The organism is Bacillus sp. NEAU-242-2 (genome assembly GCF_027853835.1).
Taxonomy (GTDB): domain Bacteria; phylum Bacillota; class Bacilli; order Bacillales; family Bacillaceae; genus Bacillus; species Bacillus velezensis.
Genome location: NZ_JAPNNY010000001.1, coordinates 651,797 through 670,903, shown reverse-complemented (window position 1 = coordinate 670,903; position 19,107 = coordinate 651,797). Strand labels below are relative to the sequence as shown.

19 protein-coding genes and 2 riboswitches are annotated in these 19,107 nt (G+C 46.1%); of the genes, 12 read left to right on the top strand and 7 right to left on the bottom strand.

The annotated features are described in order from the left end of the window. Positions 1 to 6: 6 nt before the first annotated feature. Entirely contained in the window at positions 7 to 201 is a 195-nt protein-coding gene (locus OWN49_RS02590; protein WP_003154717.1) for an alpha/beta-type small acid-soluble spore protein, read from the bottom strand. Between the two features lie 135 nt (positions 202 to 336). Continuing rightward, complete coding sequence (locus OWN49_RS02585) at positions 337 to 1,038, bottom strand: DUF1836 domain-containing protein (RefSeq protein WP_025851714.1); 702 nt, start codon at positions 1,036 to 1,038, stop codon at positions 337 to 339. Between the two features lie 148 nt (positions 1,039 to 1,186). Between OWN49_RS02585 and htpX the strand changes: the two genes are divergently transcribed. The 4 genes from htpX to OWN49_RS02565 all read left to right on the top strand — a co-directional run bounded on the left by htpX (position 1,187) and on the right by OWN49_RS02565 (position 4,534). Then, the gene (htpX, locus tag OWN49_RS02580; RefSeq protein WP_007407207.1) at positions 1,187 to 2,080 is read left to right on the top strand and encodes a protease HtpX; all 894 of its coding nucleotides are present in this window, start codon (positions 1,187 to 1,189) and stop codon (positions 2,078 to 2,080) included. A 159-nt stretch (positions 2,081 to 2,239) separates the two neighbouring features. Then, positions 2,240 to 3,592, top strand: coding sequence for a TrkH family potassium uptake protein (locus tag OWN49_RS02575; protein WP_176283290.1), 1,353 nt, complete (start codon positions 2,240 to 2,242; stop codon positions 3,590 to 3,592). Positions 3,593 to 3,687: 95 nt separating this feature from the next. Then, the gene (locus OWN49_RS02570) at positions 3,688 to 4,362 is read left to right on the top strand and encodes a DUF421 domain-containing protein (RefSeq protein WP_176283291.1); all 675 of its coding nucleotides are present in this window, start codon (positions 3,688 to 3,690) and stop codon (positions 4,360 to 4,362) included. Position 4,363: 1 nt separating this feature from the next. Beyond that, complete coding sequence (locus OWN49_RS02565) at positions 4,364 to 4,534, top strand: hypothetical protein (RefSeq protein WP_003154711.1); 171 nt, start codon at positions 4,364 to 4,366, stop codon at positions 4,532 to 4,534. Positions 4,535 to 4,573: 39 nt separating this feature from the next. On the opposite strand, the gene OWN49_RS02560 is transcribed toward OWN49_RS02565, so the two are convergent. Then, positions 4,574 to 5,596 (bottom strand): acyltransferase family protein, encoded by a 1,023-nt coding sequence (locus OWN49_RS02560; protein ID WP_176283292.1) that lies wholly within the window; start codon positions 5,594 to 5,596, stop codon positions 4,574 to 4,576. A 255-nt stretch (positions 5,597 to 5,851) separates the two neighbouring features. Between OWN49_RS02560 and OWN49_RS02555 the strand changes: the two genes are divergently transcribed. Further along, a complete protein-coding gene (locus OWN49_RS02555; RefSeq protein ID WP_165408972.1) occupies positions 5,852 to 8,071 on the top strand; it encodes a PAS domain-containing sensor histidine kinase in 2,220 nt (739 codons plus the stop codon). Beyond that, positions 8,068 to 8,565 (top strand): methylated-DNA--[protein]-cysteine S-methyltransferase, encoded by a 498-nt coding sequence (locus OWN49_RS02550; protein ID WP_077722126.1) that lies wholly within the window; start codon positions 8,068 to 8,070, stop codon positions 8,563 to 8,565. Before OWN49_RS02555 ends, OWN49_RS02550 begins: the two co-directional genes overlap by 4 nt. Before the next feature lie 241 nt (positions 8,566 to 8,806). Here the strand turns inward: OWN49_RS02550 and mtnA are convergent, their stop codons facing one another. From mtnA to OWN49_RS02530, 3 genes are all read right to left on the bottom strand, one after another. After that, positions 8,807 to 9,868: an S-methyl-5-thioribose-1-phosphate isomerase gene (mtnA, locus tag OWN49_RS02540; protein WP_003154704.1), complete on the bottom strand. Its 1,062-nt coding sequence runs from the start codon at positions 9,866 to 9,868 to the stop codon at positions 8,807 to 8,809. A 6-nt stretch (positions 9,869 to 9,874) separates the two neighbouring features. Continuing rightward, a complete protein-coding gene (gene mtnK / locus OWN49_RS02535) occupies positions 9,875 to 11,059 on the bottom strand; it encodes an S-methyl-5-thioribose kinase (RefSeq protein ID WP_176283293.1) in 1,185 nt (394 codons plus the stop codon). Positions 11,060 to 11,169: 110 nt separating this feature from the next. Then, positions 11,170 to 11,325: riboswitch (SAM riboswitch) on the bottom strand. Positions 11,326 to 11,416: 91 nt separating this feature from the next. Beyond that, the gene (locus tag OWN49_RS02530; RefSeq protein ID WP_167860087.1) at positions 11,417 to 12,196 is read right to left on the bottom strand and encodes a carbon-nitrogen family hydrolase; all 780 of its coding nucleotides are present in this window, start codon (positions 12,194 to 12,196) and stop codon (positions 11,417 to 11,419) included. 92 nt (positions 12,197 to 12,288) lie between these two features. Here OWN49_RS02530 and OWN49_RS02525 point away from each other — a divergent pair, with 92 nt between their 5' ends. The 6 genes from OWN49_RS02525 (at position 12,289) to OWN49_RS02500 (ending at position 17,298) form a co-directional block, all read left to right on the top strand. After that, positions 12,289 to 13,461, top strand: a complete 1,173-nt coding sequence (locus tag OWN49_RS02525) for a pyridoxal phosphate-dependent aminotransferase (protein ID WP_069473370.1) — start codon at positions 12,289 to 12,291, stop codon at positions 13,459 to 13,461. A gap of 60 nt (positions 13,462 to 13,521) precedes the next feature. Continuing rightward, a riboswitch (SAM riboswitch) is annotated at positions 13,522 to 13,621 on the top strand. 81 nt (positions 13,622 to 13,702) lie between these two features. Beyond that, a complete protein-coding gene (gene mtnW, locus OWN49_RS02520; RefSeq protein WP_077722128.1) occupies positions 13,703 to 14,917 on the top strand; it encodes a 2,3-diketo-5-methylthiopentyl-1-phosphate enolase in 1,215 nt (404 codons plus the stop codon). After that, entirely contained in the window at positions 14,914 to 15,618 is a 705-nt protein-coding gene (mtnX, locus tag OWN49_RS02515; RefSeq protein WP_077722129.1) for a 2-hydroxy-3-keto-5-methylthiopentenyl-1-phosphate phosphatase, read from the top strand. Before mtnW ends, mtnX begins: the two co-directional genes overlap by 4 nt. Further along, positions 15,576 to 16,205 (top strand): methylthioribulose 1-phosphate dehydratase, encoded by a 630-nt coding sequence (locus OWN49_RS02510; protein WP_069473372.1) that lies wholly within the window; start codon positions 15,576 to 15,578, stop codon positions 16,203 to 16,205. The genes mtnX and OWN49_RS02510 overlap by 43 nt, the downstream gene beginning before the upstream one ends. Before the next feature lie 15 nt (positions 16,206 to 16,220). Then, the gene (locus OWN49_RS02505; RefSeq protein ID WP_069473373.1) at positions 16,221 to 16,757 is read left to right on the top strand and encodes a 1,2-dihydroxy-3-keto-5-methylthiopentene dioxygenase; all 537 of its coding nucleotides are present in this window, start codon (positions 16,221 to 16,223) and stop codon (positions 16,755 to 16,757) included. A 280-nt stretch (positions 16,758 to 17,037) separates the two neighbouring features. After that, positions 17,038 to 17,298, top strand: coding sequence for an aspartyl-phosphate phosphatase Spo0E family protein (locus OWN49_RS02500; protein WP_003154690.1), 261 nt, complete (start codon positions 17,038 to 17,040; stop codon positions 17,296 to 17,298). A gap of 210 nt (positions 17,299 to 17,508) precedes the next feature. Here OWN49_RS02500 and OWN49_RS02495 read toward each other — a convergent pair whose 3' ends face one another. Next, positions 17,509 to 19,026, bottom strand: coding sequence for an ATP-binding protein (locus OWN49_RS02495; RefSeq protein ID WP_050556563.1), 1,518 nt, complete (start codon positions 19,024 to 19,026; stop codon positions 17,509 to 17,511). Positions 19,027 to 19,107 lie beyond the last annotated feature (81 nt).

The window sequence follows — 19,107 nt, the reverse complement described above, 5'->3', positions numbered from 1 at the left end:
GCTGCATTATTGATTTTTCCCGTTTAATTGTGATTGAGCCTGCTGTACAAGACGTTTTGTCATTTCCCCGCCTACAGAGCCGTTTGCGCGTGCTGCTGTATCAGAGCTAAGGTTCACGCCGAATTCTTGAGCCACTTCGTATTTAAATTGGTCAAGTGCCTGCTCAGCCCCTGGAACTAAGAGTTTATTTCTGCTCGCCATCTTTTTCATCTCCTTTTCTCTGGCAAGATGTGTTTACGCATTTTAGTTTCAAACGGAACGGTATTGATTATGCTGGCAATTGTTGTACAGCAAAAAAACCCCGGCGCAGACACCGGGGCGAAGAAGCGTTATGAATTATAATAAATGGCTGGTCATTTTGTAGGCTGAGGCTTGAATATGGAAAGTCAAAACGGAGAGCACCGTGACCGCGATGATGGATCTGATATCGTTCCATTGTCCGCTTCCGAGTTCTTTAAAGCAGCCTTTGAGCTTGTCCGTCTGCTCTTCAACGAGCTCCTGCAGGCTCGTTTCCTTCATCGGCGGGTTTGCCTTATGATGAAGATAATCAATCACTTGGGCGCAGCTTTCATAGTAGCTGATCGGGCTGATGACGTCGTCTGATCTGTCTGTGATCGTGTTAAAAGCGATTTTTAATATGCCGCGTATATGTTCGAAGTCATAAATTGATTTTAAATCACGTACAATGAGAAGGATGACAGCTTGTTCAATTGTATATTTTTTGCCGAGTAAGGGGTGGCCGATTAAATCTTTAATATCGCGCTTCACCCAGTTTTGGACGGCGGTTGATTTTAAAGACGTCAGCTCGCACAGATTTCCCAGCTCGACAATCTCGTTAGTTGAAAGCCCGTATTCCTTTTTCTCTTTTTTTCGTTCGAATCTCGTCAGAAATTCAGGGATATGCAGACGGCTTTCCGCTTCATCCAATGTCATATCCGCTGATTGCAATAAGATTTGGAGAGGAGTTGCGTCTCCTTGGCCTTTTAACGCGTAAAGAAGCCGGACCATATCAGTTCGGGTCAGTTTAAACGTGTTCATGGTTCACCTCTGATTGATTACGTGTTCACTTTCTAATATTACTGAGAATTACATTAACATCATACGTCGAAATTGTTGCATTTTCAAACAGATCATTTATAATTTAATTAAATAAGTTCTTTTGATCTTAAAAAAGACGGAGGTAATTATGGCGAAAAGAATATTTCTGTTTATTTTAACGAACCTTTTGGTCATTACGACAATCGGAATTGTGCTTACGATTATTACAAGCGTTACCGGTGTCGGCTCGTATATACAAAATGGCCGCATTGATCTGATGGCATTGCTCGTGTTCAGTCTTGTCGTCGGTTTTGTCGGTTCTTTTATTTCTCTCGGAATGTCAAGATGGATGGCCAAAACGATGATGGGCGTCCGGGTACTAAATCCGAAGAAACAGTCACTCAGCTATGAAGAACAGCAATTGGTTGACCGTGTGCACAGATTGTCCCGTGCCGCAGGGATGACGAAAATGCCTGAAGTCGGCATTTATCATTCCCCGGAAGTCAATGCTTTTGCGACCGGACCTTCTAAGCGCCGTTCGCTTGTCGCGGTTTCTTCAGGTTTATTGCAGCAGATGGATGATGCTGCGGTGGAAGGGGTTCTTGCCCATGAAGTCGCACACATCACAAACGGTGATATGGTCACGATGACGCTGCTGCAGGGAATCGTCAATACGTTCGTCGTATTCCTTTCCCGAATCGCGGCATGGGTTGCAAGCCGCTTTGTCAAAGAAGACCTCGCACCGGTCGTGCATTTTATCGCGATGATCGTGTTTCAGATTATCTTTTCCATTCTCGGCAGTCTTGTCGTCTTCGCCTACTCGCGCCACAGAGAGTTTCACGCTGACCGCGGCGGTGCAGACCTTGCCGGCAAGGATAAAATGATTCACGCCCTGCGTACGCTGAAGTCTTATACAGGACATGTGAATGAAGAAGACCAGACGGCAGTGCAGACGTTAAAAATTAACGGCAAAAAGCATTCGTCACTGTTCTCCACACACCCTGATCTCGATGAGCGTATCCGCAGGCTGGAAGCAAAATAATAAACAAAACCTCTGACAATCGTTTCAGAGGTTTTTTTGTTTAAAGATCGGCAAATTACATAAGGTAATGAAAAATCTTTCTAAAAAGACCTTTAAAAATTCTCCCAATATCATTAGAATAATTACGTACTACATTTGAGAGGCAGAAGGAACTATCTTATGAAATTAAAACTGAAAAAATTCATACAGATCTTGTCGCCTGCACAGCTGATTGCATTATATTATTTTCTTGCTGTGACGGTGGCATTTATTTTGCTAAGTCTGCCGGCCGCCCACAAACAAGGGGCCAGCTGGTCGTTTATAGACGCGCTGTTTACGGCTGTCAGCTCAGTCAGTGTCACCGGTTTAACGGTCGTCAACACGGCTGATACATTCAGCACGGCCGGGATTGTCATTTTGGCTTTCGTGCTTCAATTCGGCGGAATCGGCATTATGACGCTCGGAACATTCGTCTGGCTCATTATGGGCAAACGGATCGGTCTGCGGGAACGGAAGCTCATTATGGTGGATCAGAATCAATCGCAGTTTTCCGGTATCGTCAACCTGATGAAACAAGTGCTGTTTTTGATTTTATTAATCGAGTTTTTAGGCGGCATCATCTTAGGAACATATTTTTTAACGTATTATGATTCGTTTGAACAGGCGTACTTGCACGGATTCTTTGCGAGCGTCAGCGCCACGACAAACGGCGGTTTTGATATTACGGGAAATTCACTCGTCCCGTTCAGACATGACTATTTCGTGCAGTTTATTACGATGCTTCTGATTATTTTCGGTGCGATCGGTTTTCCGGTGCTCGTAGAAGTAAAAGACTTTTTGTTTTCAAAACAGCGCAGATACTCATTCACGCTGTTTACGAAAATTACGACCGTTACGTTCGGAATGCTCGTTTTGTTCGGAGCCGTGGGCATTTACGCGCTTGAAGGAAGCCATGTTATGAAGGGGAAAAGCTGGCATGATGTTTTATTTTTATGTCTCTTTCAATCAACCGCTACACGAAGCGGCGGGCTTGCAACAATTGATATCAGCCAGCTGTCGGCGCCGACATTATTTTTCATCTGTGCCCTCATGTTTATCGGCGCATCACCGAGCTCGGTCGGCGGCGGAATCCGTACGACGACGTTTGCGCTTAACCTTCTTGCTCTGTTTCATTTTGCCAGAGGGAATAAAGCGGTCAAGGTCTTTAAACGCGAGCTTCATCAGGCTGATGTCATGAAGTCGCTGGTCGTTACGATGATGGCGATTCTGCTCGTGTTCGGGTCGACGCTGATTCTTTCCGTGACGGAGACAAATCAGACGCTGCTCGGGCTGCTTTTTGAAGTGTGTTCCGCTTTCGGAACGACCGGCCTGTCGCTCGGGATTACTCCGCATTTAAGCGACATCGGAAAATGTGTGATCATGATTGTGATGTTTATCGGCCGGATCGGCATTTTGACGTTCCTTTATTTGATCGGACGAAAAGAAATCGAAGCAAATTATCATTATCCGAAGGAAAGAATAATTATCGGCTGACACCGCTTTTCAGAAAGCGGTGTTTTTTTATTGCCGTAAAATGGATGAGTGGAAACAGTTTCTTTGGAGATTCTACTTGTAAAGAGGTGACGTCATTGTTTGCCGTATTTTGGAAGTCGGTAGTTATGATAGCGGTCGGTACCTTTTTATTGCGGATCGCCGGACGGAAATCAATCAGCCAGCTGTCGGTGACCCAAACAGTCATCATGATTTCGATCGGCTCGATTATTATTCAGCCGTTTATTGAACATAATTTATGGGAAACCATTTTCGCGGCGGCGATTTTTATTGCGGTACTGATCCTGATGGAATATTTAGAAATCAAATCAAGCTTTTTTGAGTTTTTATTTTCAGGAAAAACCGTCGCCGTTGTCAGAAACGGAAAAATCATCCCGGAAAACTTAAAAAAAATGCGTTTTACCGAAGACCAGCTGTCAATGAGGATCAGGCAGGAAGGCCTCGGAGACATTCAAGATTTTAAATATGTGCTGCTTGAGCCGAACGGACAGATCGGCTATGAACTCATTGATGAGGCCAAACACGTGACAGTGCGCGACTTTAAAAAAATGCTTAATGAATTCAAAACAGATTTGCTGACAGAAGGAGGAAATCAAATGAAACGCAAAGCAGCAAAGAATGAAGCTTTGACCAACAACAACACACCGACTGAGAGCATGGACAAAGATGCATACAAAACACAATACGACGGTGATCCCGGACTGAGAGGCGCAAACCGCAAATCAAAACACGGCAAACAAGGAGGCGAGTAACATGACGAAAAAAAACCGCCACAGCAAAGACATGCAAAACCATAAAAAGCCGATGGACCCTAAATTGCTTGAAGAAGAGTTTTCAAGCGAGCTCGGTGATTATAACGCCGGAAAATGGATTGAAACGCTTGAACAGACGAAGCCGAAGAAAAAAGAAGACGGCAAAAAATAAAAAATACCTCTTAAGCGATAACGCTTAAGAGGTATTTTATTATTTCGAATAAGCACCGTTTCTTGTTCCTTTCACCGCTTCAAGCAAGCCTGTTATCCGCAGCTCAATAAACGGCTGTGCAGCCGTTTTCACCGCATTGCTGGAGAGAATGGACGTAAGAGCGGCCGTTAACATTAAGAGTATGACTAAATTCTGATAATCAGACAAGTGATCTTCAAGCCCGATCTGCCGCAGCATTTTTATAATGAATCCATGCAGCAGATACACGTAAAACGTTCTCGTACCCCATTTCGTAAAGAAATAACGCTTTTGCGGAACGAGCGCCAAAAAGCTGAAAGTGGCGGCAAAGGCCAAAACATACCAGCCGATCCGTGACAGACCGCTCAACAGCGACACTGTGCCGAATGTAGAATAAGGCTCCGATCCGAACAGCCACGAGTAATCAAAATCAATGCACCAGCATAAGAGGAAAACAATCCCCAGTACGCCCGCGGCAATCTGCCTGCCCCTTTTAGCCCGAAGTAAATCAAAGTGCTGTTTTTTCAAATAAAACCCGACGAGGAACATCGGAAGAAAGACAAACGTCCGTGAAAGACTCAGCGTGCTGCTGATAAAATCAAGATACCCAATCATGACGGCAAGCCCGCAGCTCACACCAAGCGCCCACATTTTCGGCAGCTTCGTAAAGGGATAAAGCAGCAGATTCCAAAAGAATAAGCTGACTAAAAACCAGAGAGACCATTGCGGATCAATCGGATTGACGCTTGTCATGCTTTCATCCTGAATCAAGTAGTAAAAAACCGAGTAAATGCCCTGAAAAATCAGGTACGGAATAATCAGCTTCACAGCCAGCTTCTTCACATAACCTTTCCGCTTAAAGTTTTTTGCGAAATAGCCGGAAACCAGGATAAAGGCCGGCATATGAAAAGTATAAATGAATTTGTAGAGATGGAGCATAAACTCATTTCCGTTAATAAATGACCGGAGGATATGGCCGAACACTACCAGAAAAATCAAGATAAACTTGGCGTTGTCAAAGTAACTGTCTCGCGATTTTGTCATAGCATCACCTTCTCTTCAAAAATCATCCACTGCATGATTATTTCCTGTTGGTGTTCATTTTAAAATAAAAAACAAAAAATTGAAGGAGGAAAAAAGGGATTGTTAGGATGATGTAACGGGGAGGTAAGGATCGTAGAAAAAGACTTTAACTTGTCATATCATTGAAATTTTCTGAAATGTATAGGGCGATTGAAGGAAGATGAGGTATTTTGTAGAAATATTGAAGGATAGGTTTTTGAAGAAGGAGTGTACTGAATGGCTGAAACTCTGGATTTGCAAACAAACGAGTCGCTGAAAGAGCAGCTGAAGCGGATGAAAGAGGAAAATGACCGCCTGAAGAGTGAATTGAACCGGTATCATGTGATTATGAATAACACGCTTGATGCCATTTTTATATGCCGTAAGGAAATGAAAATCGTCCAGGCGAACGAGGCTGCGGCCCGGATGATGCAGATTGAGGCAGAGAGCCTTATTAACCGCTCCGTCCTGGACTTTTTATATTCCGTGCCTCAGGAAGAACTGAATAAGGCCGTGAAAAGGTTTTTAAAAAAAGGCCATCTGTGGAAAGAGGTGCCGATTAAGCTTGACAGCGGCGCGACGAAATACATTGAATTCCTCGCCAGAGACGGAATTGGGGAGGATTATTTTTTTGTGGTGATGAGGGACATCTCCTCTAAAAAAATATTAGAGCGCGAATTCTCCATGAACGAGCAGCTGTTTAAAGATTTGTTTGACAGGGCTGTCGACGGCATCGTGCTGTTTGATAAGGACGGCGGGTTTATTGATGCGAACCTCTCTTTTTGCAAAAGCTTTGAGATCGGCCAGAATGAATTGTCCCATCTGTCGCTCCGCCATTTTACCGACGGAGAAAACAAAAAGCATCTGAAAGAAATCTGGGAAACCCTCCGCAGAAAAGGAAACGCCAAAGGAGAACTGCCCGTCAAGCTTCGGTCCGGCGAAGAGAAGCTGTTTGAATTTACGATTACGTCCAACTTAATCAGCGGGTTCTACATGTCCATTATGAGAGACATAACAGAGAAACGGTTGATGGAATTGAAACTCTTTAAAAGCGAAGAGCGATTCCGCGAAATTTTTGAAAACGCCATGGACGCGATTGTCATTTGGTCTGATGACGGAAAGATTGCCAAAGCAAACGAATCGGCGTGCCGCATTTTCGAACTGCCGATGGATAAGCTGGTGGAGACGAATTTATGTACGTTTATCGTTGATCCGCAGAAAAAATACAAGCAGATTAAGAAGAAATATGAAAAATACGGGGAAATCCGTGAAGAGATGCTGTTTCAGATGGCAAACGGCCAATTTAAAGAGCTTGAGTTCACATCAAAACGAACCATACTTGAAGGTCAGCATTTAACCATTTTAAGAAATGTCAGCGATCGTAAGCGGATGGAAAAAGAATTGCGGGAAAGCGAGCTGAAATTCAGAAAAGTATTCAACGGCTCAATGGACGGCAAGGTCTTATTTGACAACCAATTCCGTATTATTGACGCGAATCCTCTCGCAAGCCGTATACTCGGCATGCCGGATGAGGAGCTGAGAGCGTACACCGTTCCGGATATTCTTTCTTTATTTGATATTGAAAACGCGGGTGTTCCCGCCAGAAAGATTGATTTAGAAGGAATGGATAATGAAATCCCCTTCCTGTTAAGCAGCAGTGACAGCCGCAAACTGGAATTCTCCTTCAAAAGAAATATCATTCAAAATATGAATCTGGCCATCTTTAAAGATGTCACAGAGGCCAAAGAGCTTGAAGAGAGGCTGCGGAAATCCGACACTCTTCATGTTGTAGGGGAGCTGGCGGCGGGCATCGCCCACGAAATCAGAAACCCGATGACGGCGCTGAAAGGGTTCATTCAGCTTCTTCAAGGAAGCATTGAAGGCGAATATTCTCTGTACTTTAACGTCATTACCTCAGAATTAAAACGCATCGAGTCTATCATCACTGAATTTTTAATTTTAGCGAAACCTCAGGCGATATTATATGAAGAAAAAGACGTGACGCAGATTATGAAAGACACGGCTGATCTTTTGAATGCCCAGGCCAATCTTGTCAATGTGCAGATTCATCTGAACCTGACCGGAAACATCCCGCCGATTTACTGTGAACCGAATCAATTAAAACAGGTGTTTATCAATATTTTAAAAAACGCCATTGAAGTCATGCCGGGCGGCGGCAATATCTATGTGACCATCCAGCCTTCTGATCAAGACCACATTTTGATTTCTTTTCAAGATGAAGGAACAGGTATTTCCGAAGACAAATTAAAACGTCTGGGCGAGCCATTTTACACGACAAAAGACAGGGGAACGGGCCTCGGTCTGATGGTCAGCTATAAAATCATCGAAGAACATCAGGGACGCATTCATGTGGAAAGTGAAGAAGGGAAGGGCACGGTTTTTCATTTGACGCTTCCGATCCGGCAGAATACCGAAGAAAGAAGGAGCGGGGAATGATCTGTTTTACAAGTGTAAAAGCGCCGTTTGGAACCGTTATCGTAACAGAGGAAGAGGGCTTTATTACCGGCCTGTTTCTCACCGGGGAAGATTTTCAGGAATGGCAAAAAGACGCGCCCGGCGTAAAGCCGTGCGAAACCGCTTTGCTGTCGGAGGCGAAACAGCAGCTGGCATCATATTTTTCAGGAGAAAGAAAGCAATTCTCTCTGCCTCTGAGACAAAAAGGCACACCCTTTCAGGAAAGGGTATGGAACGCGCTGACGATGATTCCTTACGGAGAATCCCGAAGCTACGGCGATATGGCTGAAGCGATCGGAAAACCGAAAGCGGTGCGCGCCATCGGACAAGCCAATAAACGAAACCGGCTGCCGATTTTTGTCCCGTGCCATCGGGTAATCGGCAAAAACAGCGCCTTAACGGGATACGCGGGCACGAAGACGGATGTAAAAGCGGTGCTGCTGAACATCGAACAAATATCCTATAAAGAAAAATAAAACATATGGCACGTTCCGTATTTTCGCGTCCGACATATCATTTTATTAAGTGAAAAAAGTTGGTCTGATGAAAAAGGAGGACGAAGCCTGATGAAAATGAGCCGTCCGCAAAAGATAGCCGGTTATGCAGAGCTGTTTTTTAAAATGCATCTGATTTCAGCTGCCCAAAAAGATGAAGTGATTACATTATGCAGACAAAAAAACCGCTGACATTGCCTGAGGCAACATCATCAGCGGTTTTTCAGCTCAGCTGGCAGTCAGCGAATAATTGTTCAATTTCTTCCGTGTAAGAACCGGTCACAATTCCTTTCTCGGTGATAATGCCTGAAATCAGGCTGCCCGGTGTGATGTCAAAGGCCGGATTGAAGACCGGCACATCTTCGGGAGCGGTGCGTATGCCTGAGATCTGTCTGACTTCATCCGGATCTCTTTCTTCAATCGGAATCTGATCGCCGTTTTCAATCTGCAAGTCAAAGGTCGAAAGCGGTGCGGCCACAAAAAACGGAATCTGAAAGGCGTTTGCCAAAATAGCGAGGCCGTACGTTCCGATTTTGTTGGCCGTATCTCCGTTTTTAGCAATTCTGTCAGCGCCGACAATGACTGCTGAAATATGTTTTTCCTTCATTGTATGGGCGGCCATGCTGTCCGTAATGAGTGTGACATCAATTCCGCCCTGCATCAGCTCCCACGCCGTCAGCCGTGATCCTTGGAGAACGGGTCTTGTTTCACATGCGTAGATATGAAGGCCGAGGTCTTTTTGTTTCGCTAAGTAAAAGGGAGCAAGCGCCGTACCGTACCGGCTTGTAGCAATCGAGCCCGCATTGCAGATGGTCATGATCTGGTCGCCTTTTTTAAAAAGGTGCAGCGCATTTTGGCCGATCATTCGGCAGGTTTCTTCATCCTCAATCTGAATTTGAATGGCTTCATGAACGAGCGTTGTCTTCGCTTCATTGATTGAGATTGCATCCCTGATGGAATCCGTCAGTCTGTCAAGCGCCCACGCGAGGTTGACGGCAGTGGGCCTCGAACTGTTTAAATACGCTTTGACATCCGCGAACTGACGTCGGAAATCTGAAAGGTCGCGGGCTTCAAACGACTTGGCGGAGAGCGCGAGTCCGAATGCCGCGGTTATACCGATGGCCGGGGCGCCCCTTACTTTCAGCGTGACAATCGCGTCGAATACATCTTCCTTTGTTTCAAGTTCCACATATTCAGTGACGTCGGGAAGCTTTTGCTGATTTAAAATGCGGATGTAGGTTTCTTTCCATTCCACAGAACGGGGGATGGCAAATTCATTGGTCATGCTGCATCATTCCTTTACACGGAGCTTAAATTGGGCCAGAACTTCGGTGATATGCTTCAGTTCTTTTCTGTTTTCGATATAATAGGCGCCGATCTCAAGCGCCAGCTTCTTCCGTTCGATTCGTTTGTCAAACGGAGTGATTTCATCTAAGTCAGCCACATGGGCGAGTCCGATCGTGCGCCGGATCAATTCGCATCCCGCAAAACCGACCGCTTCTTCAAACGCGTTTTTCAGTGTGTCTTCCAGCAGGTGTCTGCGGGAAGGCAGGCAGTCTTTCTCCCATGCTTCACTGAATGTTTTCACAAATGTATCCCATACGGCGGCAGTATGGTCATATAACGGCTGTCTGTCGTCACCGTCGCGGCTGAGGGCGTTTAACAGCAGATTGGCGATAAATTGGCCGATGTCAAACCCGATCGGTCCGAAGAAAGCAAACTCGGGATCAATCACCTTTGTTTCATGTTCATCGGCGAAGATGCTTCCCGTGTGCAGATCGCCGTGAACCAATGTTTCCGCGGAATTCAGAAAGATGGCTTTCAATTCGTCAGCGCCTTCTTTCAGCCGGGAATTGTTCCAAACTTTTTCTGCGTATGGGCGCAGCTCCTCTTCAAAATCGTTTGTCTCATGGTCGAGAAACGGTTCTGTAAACACAAGCCTTTCTGTAATATTGCAAAGCTCAGGATTTGTAAACTGCTTTGCGAGCTGCTGCTTTACTTTCGCATCGAGCGCATAATCGGATGAGTAAAAAAGCGTTTTCCCTAAAAATTCACCGATATGAACCGATAAGTTCGGATAATGCTGCCCTTCCAGCAGCCCTTTTCTTGAAATCTGCAAATGTGAGAGGTCTTCCATTACCGTGACGGCCATTTCAGTATCGGAATAGTAAACGGCCGGAACGAGGTGCGGCACGTGTTCGCCCTGGCGGATGAGGGCGCTGCTTTCGATTCTCGCCCGATCAATTGTAAGCGGCCAGCTTTCACCGACGACTTTCGCGTAAGGAATCGCCTGTTTGATAATCAGTCCTTTTTGGTTTTCTTTATCGTAAACATGGAAGACGTAATTTAAATTGCCGTCGCCGATTTCACGGCATGTCAGAGTGCTTTTGCTTTGGAATAAGCCGAGCTTGACAGCTAACGCGGCGGCGGAGCTTTCTGTTAATTGTTCATAAAGACTTGTTTTAGTTGCTGACATGGATTTACCCTCCAATTATGTAGTGGTAGTAAGAGATCGTGACGGAGAATACGCCCGAAAAAAAAGCCTCCTTCTCTGAAAGAGAAGGAGGCTGAAACAGTGCAGTCCGCCTCTTATCTCTCAGATAACATCTGATGGAATTAGCACCGTGCCTTATGAGACAATCGTCTCGGCGCAAAATGTACGCGCCCCATTTCACAATGGAATTACGGTCGGTTGCTGTTGGGGTCAAAAGGCCAATTCCCTCGCCCAACTCTCGATAAGAGAAAATATATTGATTTGTATCACAATTCGGATTAATCAGTTGATGAAAATATTAGCAGGTGCCGGATATTCTTGTCAACGTTTTTTTGAAAATTAATATAAATCACGCCGCAAGTCTTGGAAAACCGGAATGGTTCCGCGGACGGCCGCGCTTTCTGACACATCAATTTCCGCCCGGACTGAGCCTTCCGTCCGGTCTCCTTCGGCTAAAATCCGGCCCCACGGGTCAATAATCAGGCTGTGGCCGGCAAATTCATTATCGGGATTGGACCCCGTGCAGTTAGAGGCTGCGACAAAACATTGGTTTTCAATTGCTCTGGCGATAAGCAGGCTTCGCCAATGATCAAGGCGGGGCAGAGGCCATTCCGCAGAGATAAACAGGACATTCGCGCCCTGGGACGTATGCTTTCTGATCCATTCGGGGAAACGGATATCATAGCAGATCAGCCCGGCGCACTTGACACCGTCAAGCTCAAAGGAACCGTCGCTGTTTCCTGCTGACAAGTAAAGGTGTTCATCCATCAGCTGAAACAGATGGGCTTTCTGATACCGCTTCACGATCTGTCCGCTGTTATCGGCGATGTACATGGTGTTATAGACATCTTCGCCTTCTTTGACCGCAAAAGATCCGGCAACGAGGTGTACGTTGTATGTTTTTGCCGTTTCTTTAAGCCACTGTTTCGAAACTTTGCCGTTTTCATCCGCCAGCTGGTCTAGCCGTGTGAGATCATAGCCGGTCGTCCACAACTCAGGAAGCACGATTACATCCGCATGGCGGCTTTCTTGCTCAATCAAAGATTCTGCTTTTTTAAAATTTTCTGAAGGATTTCCGTATGAAATATCAAATTGCAAACAGGAAACGGTCCATTTCATTTTTTAACACCTCAAGTTTCTCTTTACTTTTTTTATTTAACCATATATGATGATGGACTATCATTTCAAGACATTTTTAGAAGGTGAAAAATATGAACTTTGAAATCTCAGATGTACTCAAACAGCTGCCGGAACAATTTTTCGCATCATTGGTGCAAAAAGTGAATCAAAAGCTGAAAGAAGGCAGAGACGTCATCAATTTAGGGCAGGGAAACCCTGATCAGCCGACGCCTCAGCATATCGTTGAAGAAATGAAGCGTGCCGTCGAAAGGCCGGAAAATCATAAATACTCCTCATTCCGGGGCGCTTACAGCTTCAAAAAAGCAGCCGCTGCATTTTATGAAAGGGAGTACGGGGTCACGCTTGATCCGGAAACGGAAGTCGCCGTGCTGTTCGGAGGCAAGGCGGGACTTGTTGAGCTTCCGCAATGTCTTTTAAACCCGGGAGATACCATTCTGGTGCCTGATCCCGGATATCCTGATTACTGGTCGGGCGTCGCCCTTGCGAAAGCGAAAATGGAAATGATGCCGCTGACGGAAGAAAGAGGGTTTCTCCCTGATTACAGCGTAATTCCTGAAAAGGTGCGGAGCGAGGCGAAGATGCTGTATCTCAATTATCCGAATAATCCGACCGGCGCTGTGGCGACAGAGGCGTTTTTTGAGGAGACGGTCGGTTTTGCGGAACAAAACGGCATTTGTGTCGTTCATGATTTCGCTTACGGAGCCGTCGGTTTTGACGGGCATAAACCGCTGAGCTTTTTGCAGACGGAAGGCGCAAAAGAGACCGGAATCGAAATCTATACCTTGTCCAAAACGTATAATATGGCGGGCTGGCGGGTCGGATTTGCCGTCGGAAACGCTTCTGTTATCGAAGCGATCAACCTTTATCAGGATCATATGTTTGTCAGCCTGTTTCCCGCGGCGCAGCAGGCGGCGGCAGCCGCTCTTTTAGCGGATCAGGCATGCGTCGCAGCGCAAAATGACAGATATGAATCGAGACGCAATGCATGGATTGAAGCCTGCCGCGGTATCGGCTGGGATGTGACGGCTCCGGCGGGCTCCTTTTTTGCATGGCTCCCTGTGCCCGACGGTTATACGTCACAGTCGTTTTCAGATCTGCTGCTCGAGAAAGCGGATGTCGCCGTCGCTGCCGGAAACGGGTTCGGAAAATGGGGGGAAGGCTATATAAGAGTCGGTCTTCTGACAAGTGAAGAAAGACTTAAAGAAGCTGCGGAACGGATCGGGAAACTGAATCTTTTCACCTGAAAAAGCATTGACATATCAGGATAACAATGCGATAATTCAAAATACTTTATAAAATCATTATTCTTATCAAGAGCAGGCAGAGGGACGAGCCCGATGAAGCCCGGCAACCGACTGATAAAGCACGGTGCTAATTCTTGCAGCAGGAGCTGAGAGATAAGATTCGGACATAACACGAAGCCTCTTTCTGCTCATACGGAAGAGGTTTTTTTATGTTTTGTGAAAGAAAGAGAGGCGTTCACGCATGAGCGAAGTATTGGCAACATATCTTCTGACAGACACAACGGACAGTGAAAAGCGGGCGGAACAGATTGCGGCGGGACTGACGGTAGGCTCCTGGACTGACCTGCCCCTGGTGAAGCAGGAACAGCTCAGAAAACATAAAGGCCGGGTCGTAAAAGTTGAGGAGAAAGAAGGAACCTCAGAAAACGAAACACAATCCGTCATCACCATCGCCTATCCTGAGGCGAACTTTTCAAGAGATATTCCGGCCGTCCTGACGACGGTATTCGGAAAGCTGTCACTGGACGGAAAAATAAAATTGACTGATCTTGAATTTTCCGAAGGGTTTAAACGCTCCCTTCCCGGGCCGAAATTCGGTATATACGGCATCCGCAAACTGCTGGGCGAATTTGAAAGACCGCTTCTGATGAGCATATTTAAAGGCGTGATCGGACGGGATCTCGCCGACATTAAAGAGCAGCTCAGACAGCAGGCGCTCGGCGGCGTGGATCTGATTAAAGATGACGAAATTTTCTTTGAAAATGAACTGGCTCCGTTTGAAACCCGCATTATCGCAGGAAAACAAGTCCTGAAGGAAACCCGGGAGGAGACGGGGCATAAAACGCTGTATGCCGTAAACCTTACGGGAAGGACCGCTGAACTGCGGGATAAAGCGAGGCGCGCGGCAGAACTCGGGGCGGACGCGCTTTTATTGAATGTGTTCGCTTACGGTTTAGATGTGATGCAGAGCCTTGCCGAAGACAGGGAAATCCCGCTTCCGATCATGGCGCATCCGGCAGTCAGCGGCGCGTTCACATCATCTCCCGTTTACGGCTTGTCGCATGCGCTTTTGCTCGGCAAGCTGAACCGCTATTGCGGCGCTGATTTCAGCTTATTTCCGTCACCTTACGGATCCGTTGCTCTTCCGAAGGAGTCCGCGCTTGCAATCCATGATGAATGTGTAAAAGACGATGTCTTTCATCCGTCGTTTGCCGTCCCGTCAGCAGGCATTCACCCCGGTATGGTGCCATTGTTGATGCGCGATTTCGGTATCGATCACATCATCAATGCCGGCGGTGGCATTCACGGCCATCCGAAAGGAGCCGAGGGCGGCGGAAAAGCGTTCCGCGCCATCATTGATGCGGTGCTTGAAGCGCAGCCGATTGAAGAAAAAGCCGCGTCGTGCAAAGATCTTCAGCTCGCATTAGACAAATGGGGAAGGGTGGAAGCCGTATGACCCGCACACCGCTGATTATTTGTGATTTCGACGGCACGGTCACCATGAACGACAACATTGTCAGCATGATGAAAGAATTCGCGCCTCCTGAGTGGCTTGAATTAAAAGACGGTGTTCTGTCTAAAAGCATATCAATCCAAGAAGGGGTCGGCCGGATGTTCGGACTGCTGCCGAGCAGCTTAAAAGAAGAACTGACCGGCTTTATTCTGAAGGATGCGAAAATACGGGACGGCTTTTTGGATTTTGTCTCGTTTGTCCGGTCAAACGGCCTCCCGTTTTATATCGTAAGCGGAGGAATGGACTTTTTTGTGCATCCGCTTTTGGAAGGGATCGTAGAAAAGGAGCTGATTTTCTGCAATCATGCATCCTTTGACAATGAATATATTCATATAGACTGGCCGCACGCCTGTGACGGAGGCTGCACCAATCAATGCGGCTGCTGCAAACCGTCAGTCATCCGGAAGCTGTCCGATCAGCAGAAATTTCTCATTATGATCGGTGATTCGGTCACGGATGTCGAGGCTGCAAAGTTATCCGATATGTGTTTTGCGAGAGATTATCTTTTGACTGAATGCAAAGAACTCGGCCTCCGGCATTTGCCTTTTCAAGATTTTCATGAGGTGAGAACAGGCATTGAAAACATCGGGGAGGTGCAGGCATGGCTGCAAAAGAAGAACGCTGGCGAGAACTTGCCGAGGTAAAGCGCGAGCTGGCCGAAAGAGACTGGTTCCCGGCAACGAGCGGGAATCTTTCCATCAAAGTATCCGACGCGCCGCTGACTTTCCTCGTTACGGCGAGCGGAAAAGACAAACGAAAAGAAACAGACGAAGATTTTCTCTTAATCGATGAGAACGGGAAGCCCGCTGAGACCGGCCATTCTTTAAAACCTTCAGCGGAAACGCTTCTCCATACTTACTTATACCAAAAGACAGACGCGGGCTGCTGTCTGCATGTCCATACCGTCAATAATAATGTCATCTCAGAGCTTTACGGGGATGAAAAACAAATCACTTTTCAGGGGCAGGAGATGATTAAGGCGCTCGGATTATGGGAGGAAAACGCGTCCGTGACCGTTCCGATCATTGACAACCCGGCGCACATCCCGGCATTGGCCGAAAGCTTCGCGCACCATGCGGACGCCGGCTCAGGCGCGGTGTTAATCCGCAATCACGGCATTACGGCATGGGGGCGGACCGCATTTGAAGCGAAAAGGGTGCTGGAAGCCTATGAATTTTTATTCAGCTGCCACCTCAAGCTTCTGTCACTGCGGCCGCAGCTTGTAAAATAAAAGGAGGAATAGAAAATGGCGACCATCAGAATTCATGACGAAAAGAATACGCTCATTGAAAAACAGGAAGAAGTAGCGCGCTTCTTAGACGAACAAGAGGTGATCTATGAGCAGTGGAACATTGAAAAACTTCCGTCTGAGCTTTCGGAGAAATACAATCTGACAGAAGATGAAAAAGAAAGGATTCTCGCAGTGTTTGACAAGGAGATTCAGGATATTTCAGCCCGGCGCGGATATCAGTCTCAGGATGTCATTTCTTTATCAGATACCACGCCGAATCTTGATGAATTATTAAAAAATTTCCAAAGAGAACATCACCACACAGATGATGAAGTCCGCTTTATCGTCAGCGGACACGGCATCTTCGTCATTCAAGGCAAAGACGGCACATTTTTCGACGTCCGTTTAAATCCGGGAGATTTGATTTCAGTTCCGGAGAACATCCGCCACTACTTTACGCTTCAGGAAGACCGCCGGGTCGTCGCAATCCGAATTTTCGTGACGACTGAGGGCTGGGTGCCGATTTACGAAAATGAAAGTGTGCAAAACTGATAGACGCCCGAACCTCTCATGCCCCCGCCGGCATGAGAGGTTTTTTATTGTAATATAAAGTCAGCTGTGGCTGTTTTTTAAATCTTGAATATGCCGCATTCTGTTTATATCATTACCTGAATGGGTATTATTCTCGTATTCATGCTAAAGATTCCAATATGAAATGAAAAAATAAGTTATTTAGTAAAAAAATGTTTACAAATAAAGTATAATCTGTAATAATGCTCAATAACCCAATCAAACTTGTTTCCTATTCTTTTAGCGGTGAGGGGTGAAGTGAATGGGCAGTTATTCTGAACAAGAAAAATTGCTTGTATCTATTGATAAAAAAAGAAAAATGATGATAGATGCGGCTAACAGACAAGGGTTTACCGGATATGACACGATCAGGCACAGCCAGGAACTGGACTGTCTGATGAACGCGTATCAGCAGCTGGTAAACCGTGATCGCACACATCACCAAGGAATACAGGGCCTTGTGAAGAAAATAGGCTTGTTCTCCCGCGGTGACGTCATGCCTGCATATGAAGCAAACAAATGATTGATGATAAAACAGATAACGAAGACTGAATGCGCTTCCTGATCAAGCGCCGCATCCGAAAGATGACCGCGTACAGTCAGCAGATTTTTCCGCTGGCACGGCTCACGAAGCGCCTCGTACTATCTGCCGGCTATGATGCCGTTCCTCTGGTATATCCTCTTACACATATTCTTCTTTAAATAAAAAACACCCCGATCCAGGGTGTTTTTTTCATCGTGAAGCGGCAGGGAGGGTAATGGTGACCTCTGTCCCCTTATCGACTTCGCTTTGAATGTCAATCGAACCGCCGTACATCAGCATGATTCGTTTACATACGACAAGGCCGAGGCCGGTGCCTTTTTCCTTTGACGTGACAAACGGAAGAAAAATGTGTTCAAGCATATCTTCAGAAATGCCCATTCCGTTGTCGGCCACCTTAATGACTGCTTTATGGTCGCGGGCTTCTAAATAGATGGACAGCCGGCCGCCTTCCTGCATGGATTCCAGTGCGTTTTTTGCGACATTTAAAATCACCTGTTTAATATGGTCTTTCGTACAGTTGACCTTGAGCGGCCGATTGACGAGAATCTCCACATTCACTTCCACATTATACAGATTCCCTTCAGAATAAATAATCGGCATAATCTCATCAAGAATATCCTGCAGCGAGTTCACTTCCAACCGTTCAGCAGTCGGTTTTCCAAGCACTAAAAACTCACTGACAATCTGATTGATCCGCTTAATCTCCTGCTCAATAATTGAGAAATACAGCTGATCTTCCTCCGATTTGTATTTTTTCTGCAAAAGCTGAATGAAGCCGCTGATCCCTGTAAGCGGGTTGCGGATTTCATGGGCGGTGCTGGCGGCAAGCGTTCCGATCAGCTCCAATTTCTGCGCTTCATTTTGAGCGCGCTCCAGCTGGGTCTTGCGCTTAAGCAGATAATATTGAACGAGGATGAACAGAATATTCAGCAGCACGGCAATACTGGACATCGGCAGCAGCACGCTTTTGGTCAGCTCGTTCAGCTCAACCGGTTTCGGATAAACATTGATATTCCAATTAATATCATCCAGATAGCCGCTGACCGGTTGCACCCCTTCTGATTGATCAGCCCGTCCGCTGGCAAATATCACTTTATTCTGATTGGTTGCCTTGACATAAACGTCAGGGCTCAGCATATTGATCATATTTCTCAAATAATCGACTTGGATGGCGGCTACTAAATAATCCGTGACTTCCCGTTTTGCGTCTAACACCGGCACGCAGATCGTGAAGATGCGCTGGCCTGTAATTCTGCTGGAGTAGTCATTTGTGATAACCGTTTTTTTCGTCTTTTTCGCCTTCGTAAAATACGGTCTGTCGGCCAAATTCACCTTTGATTTCAGATCAGTCGTGCTTGCGATGACATCACCTTTGGAATTCAGCATATACAGACCGCTGAATCTGGGTTCATCCTCAAAAGCCTGATCGAGAATATCAATGATCTTTTCTTCATTGACAGGCTTATCGACAGCGATCGCAAGTGTTGTCATCCGGGCTTTTGTTTCACCGATTAAATAATTGAGCTTATTGCGGTGAAGGTTGAGCATCATACTGGCTTCCTGTATGTGTTTATCGGCTATTTTCTGCTTTTCTTTTTCATAAATGAAAAAGCTGATAATAAGTGCCGGGATGATCACCAATATGAGATAAAGTTTGATCTTTCCCCGGGCACCTTTAAATGTATTCACTCTGCATCGCTCCAACATCACACTTGAATAGAGGTATTATATCATTTTTATACTTCTTTAATAAGAAAAAATAACCAAAATGATAGAAAAACAAATTAT

Bases quoted from the DNA above. Each gene is read 5' to 3' on its own strand.
- OWN49_RS02495 (WP_050556563.1), bottom strand. From the start codon at position 19,026: ATGTTGGAGCGATGCAGAGTGAATACATTTAAAGGTGCCCGGGGAAAG.
- OWN49_RS02560 (WP_176283292.1), bottom strand. From the start codon at position 5,596: ATGACAAAATCGCGAGACAGTTACTTTGACAACGCCAAGTTTATCTTG.
- OWN49_RS02565 (WP_003154711.1), top strand. From the start codon at position 4,364: ATGACGAAAAAAAACCGCCACAGCAAAGACATGCAAAACCATAAAAAG.
- OWN49_RS02550 (WP_077722126.1), top strand. From the start codon at position 8,068: ATGATCTGTTTTACAAGTGTAAAAGCGCCGTTTGGAACCGTTATCGTA.
- OWN49_RS02530 (WP_167860087.1), bottom strand. From the start codon at position 12,196: ATGAAATGGACCGTTTCCTGTTTGCAATTTGATATTTCATACGGAAAT.
- OWN49_RS02585 (WP_025851714.1), bottom strand. From the start codon at position 1,038: ATGAACACGTTTAAACTGACCCGAACTGATATGGTCCGGCTTCTTTAC.
- OWN49_RS02590 (WP_003154717.1), bottom strand. From the start codon at position 201: ATGGCGAGCAGAAATAAACTCTTAGTTCCAGGGGCTGAGCAGGCACTT.
- mtnW (WP_077722128.1), top strand. From the start codon at position 13,703: ATGAGCGAAGTATTGGCAACATATCTTCTGACAGACACAACGGACAGT.
- mtnK (WP_176283293.1), bottom strand. From the start codon at position 11,059: ATGTCAGCAACTAAAACAAGTCTTTATGAACAATTAACAGAAAGCTCC.
- OWN49_RS02555 (WP_165408972.1), top strand. From the start codon at position 5,852: ATGGCTGAAACTCTGGATTTGCAAACAAACGAGTCGCTGAAAGAGCAG.
- OWN49_RS02500 (WP_003154690.1), top strand. From the start codon at position 17,038: ATGGGCAGTTATTCTGAACAAGAAAAATTGCTTGTATCTATTGATAAA.
- OWN49_RS02510 (WP_069473372.1), top strand. From the start codon at position 15,576: ATGGCTGCAAAAGAAGAACGCTGGCGAGAACTTGCCGAGGTAAAGCGC.
- htpX (WP_007407207.1), top strand. From the start codon at position 1,187: ATGGCGAAAAGAATATTTCTGTTTATTTTAACGAACCTTTTGGTCATT.
- OWN49_RS02575 (WP_176283290.1), top strand. From the start codon at position 2,240: ATGAAATTAAAACTGAAAAAATTCATACAGATCTTGTCGCCTGCACAG.
- OWN49_RS02525 (WP_069473370.1), top strand. From the start codon at position 12,289: ATGAACTTTGAAATCTCAGATGTACTCAAACAGCTGCCGGAACAATTT.
- mtnX (WP_077722129.1), top strand. From the start codon at position 14,914: ATGACCCGCACACCGCTGATTATTTGTGATTTCGACGGCACGGTCACC.
- mtnA (WP_003154704.1), bottom strand. From the start codon at position 9,868: ATGACCAATGAATTTGCCATCCCCCGTTCTGTGGAATGGAAAGAAACC.
- OWN49_RS02505 (WP_069473373.1), top strand. From the start codon at position 16,221: ATGGCGACCATCAGAATTCATGACGAAAAGAATACGCTCATTGAAAAA.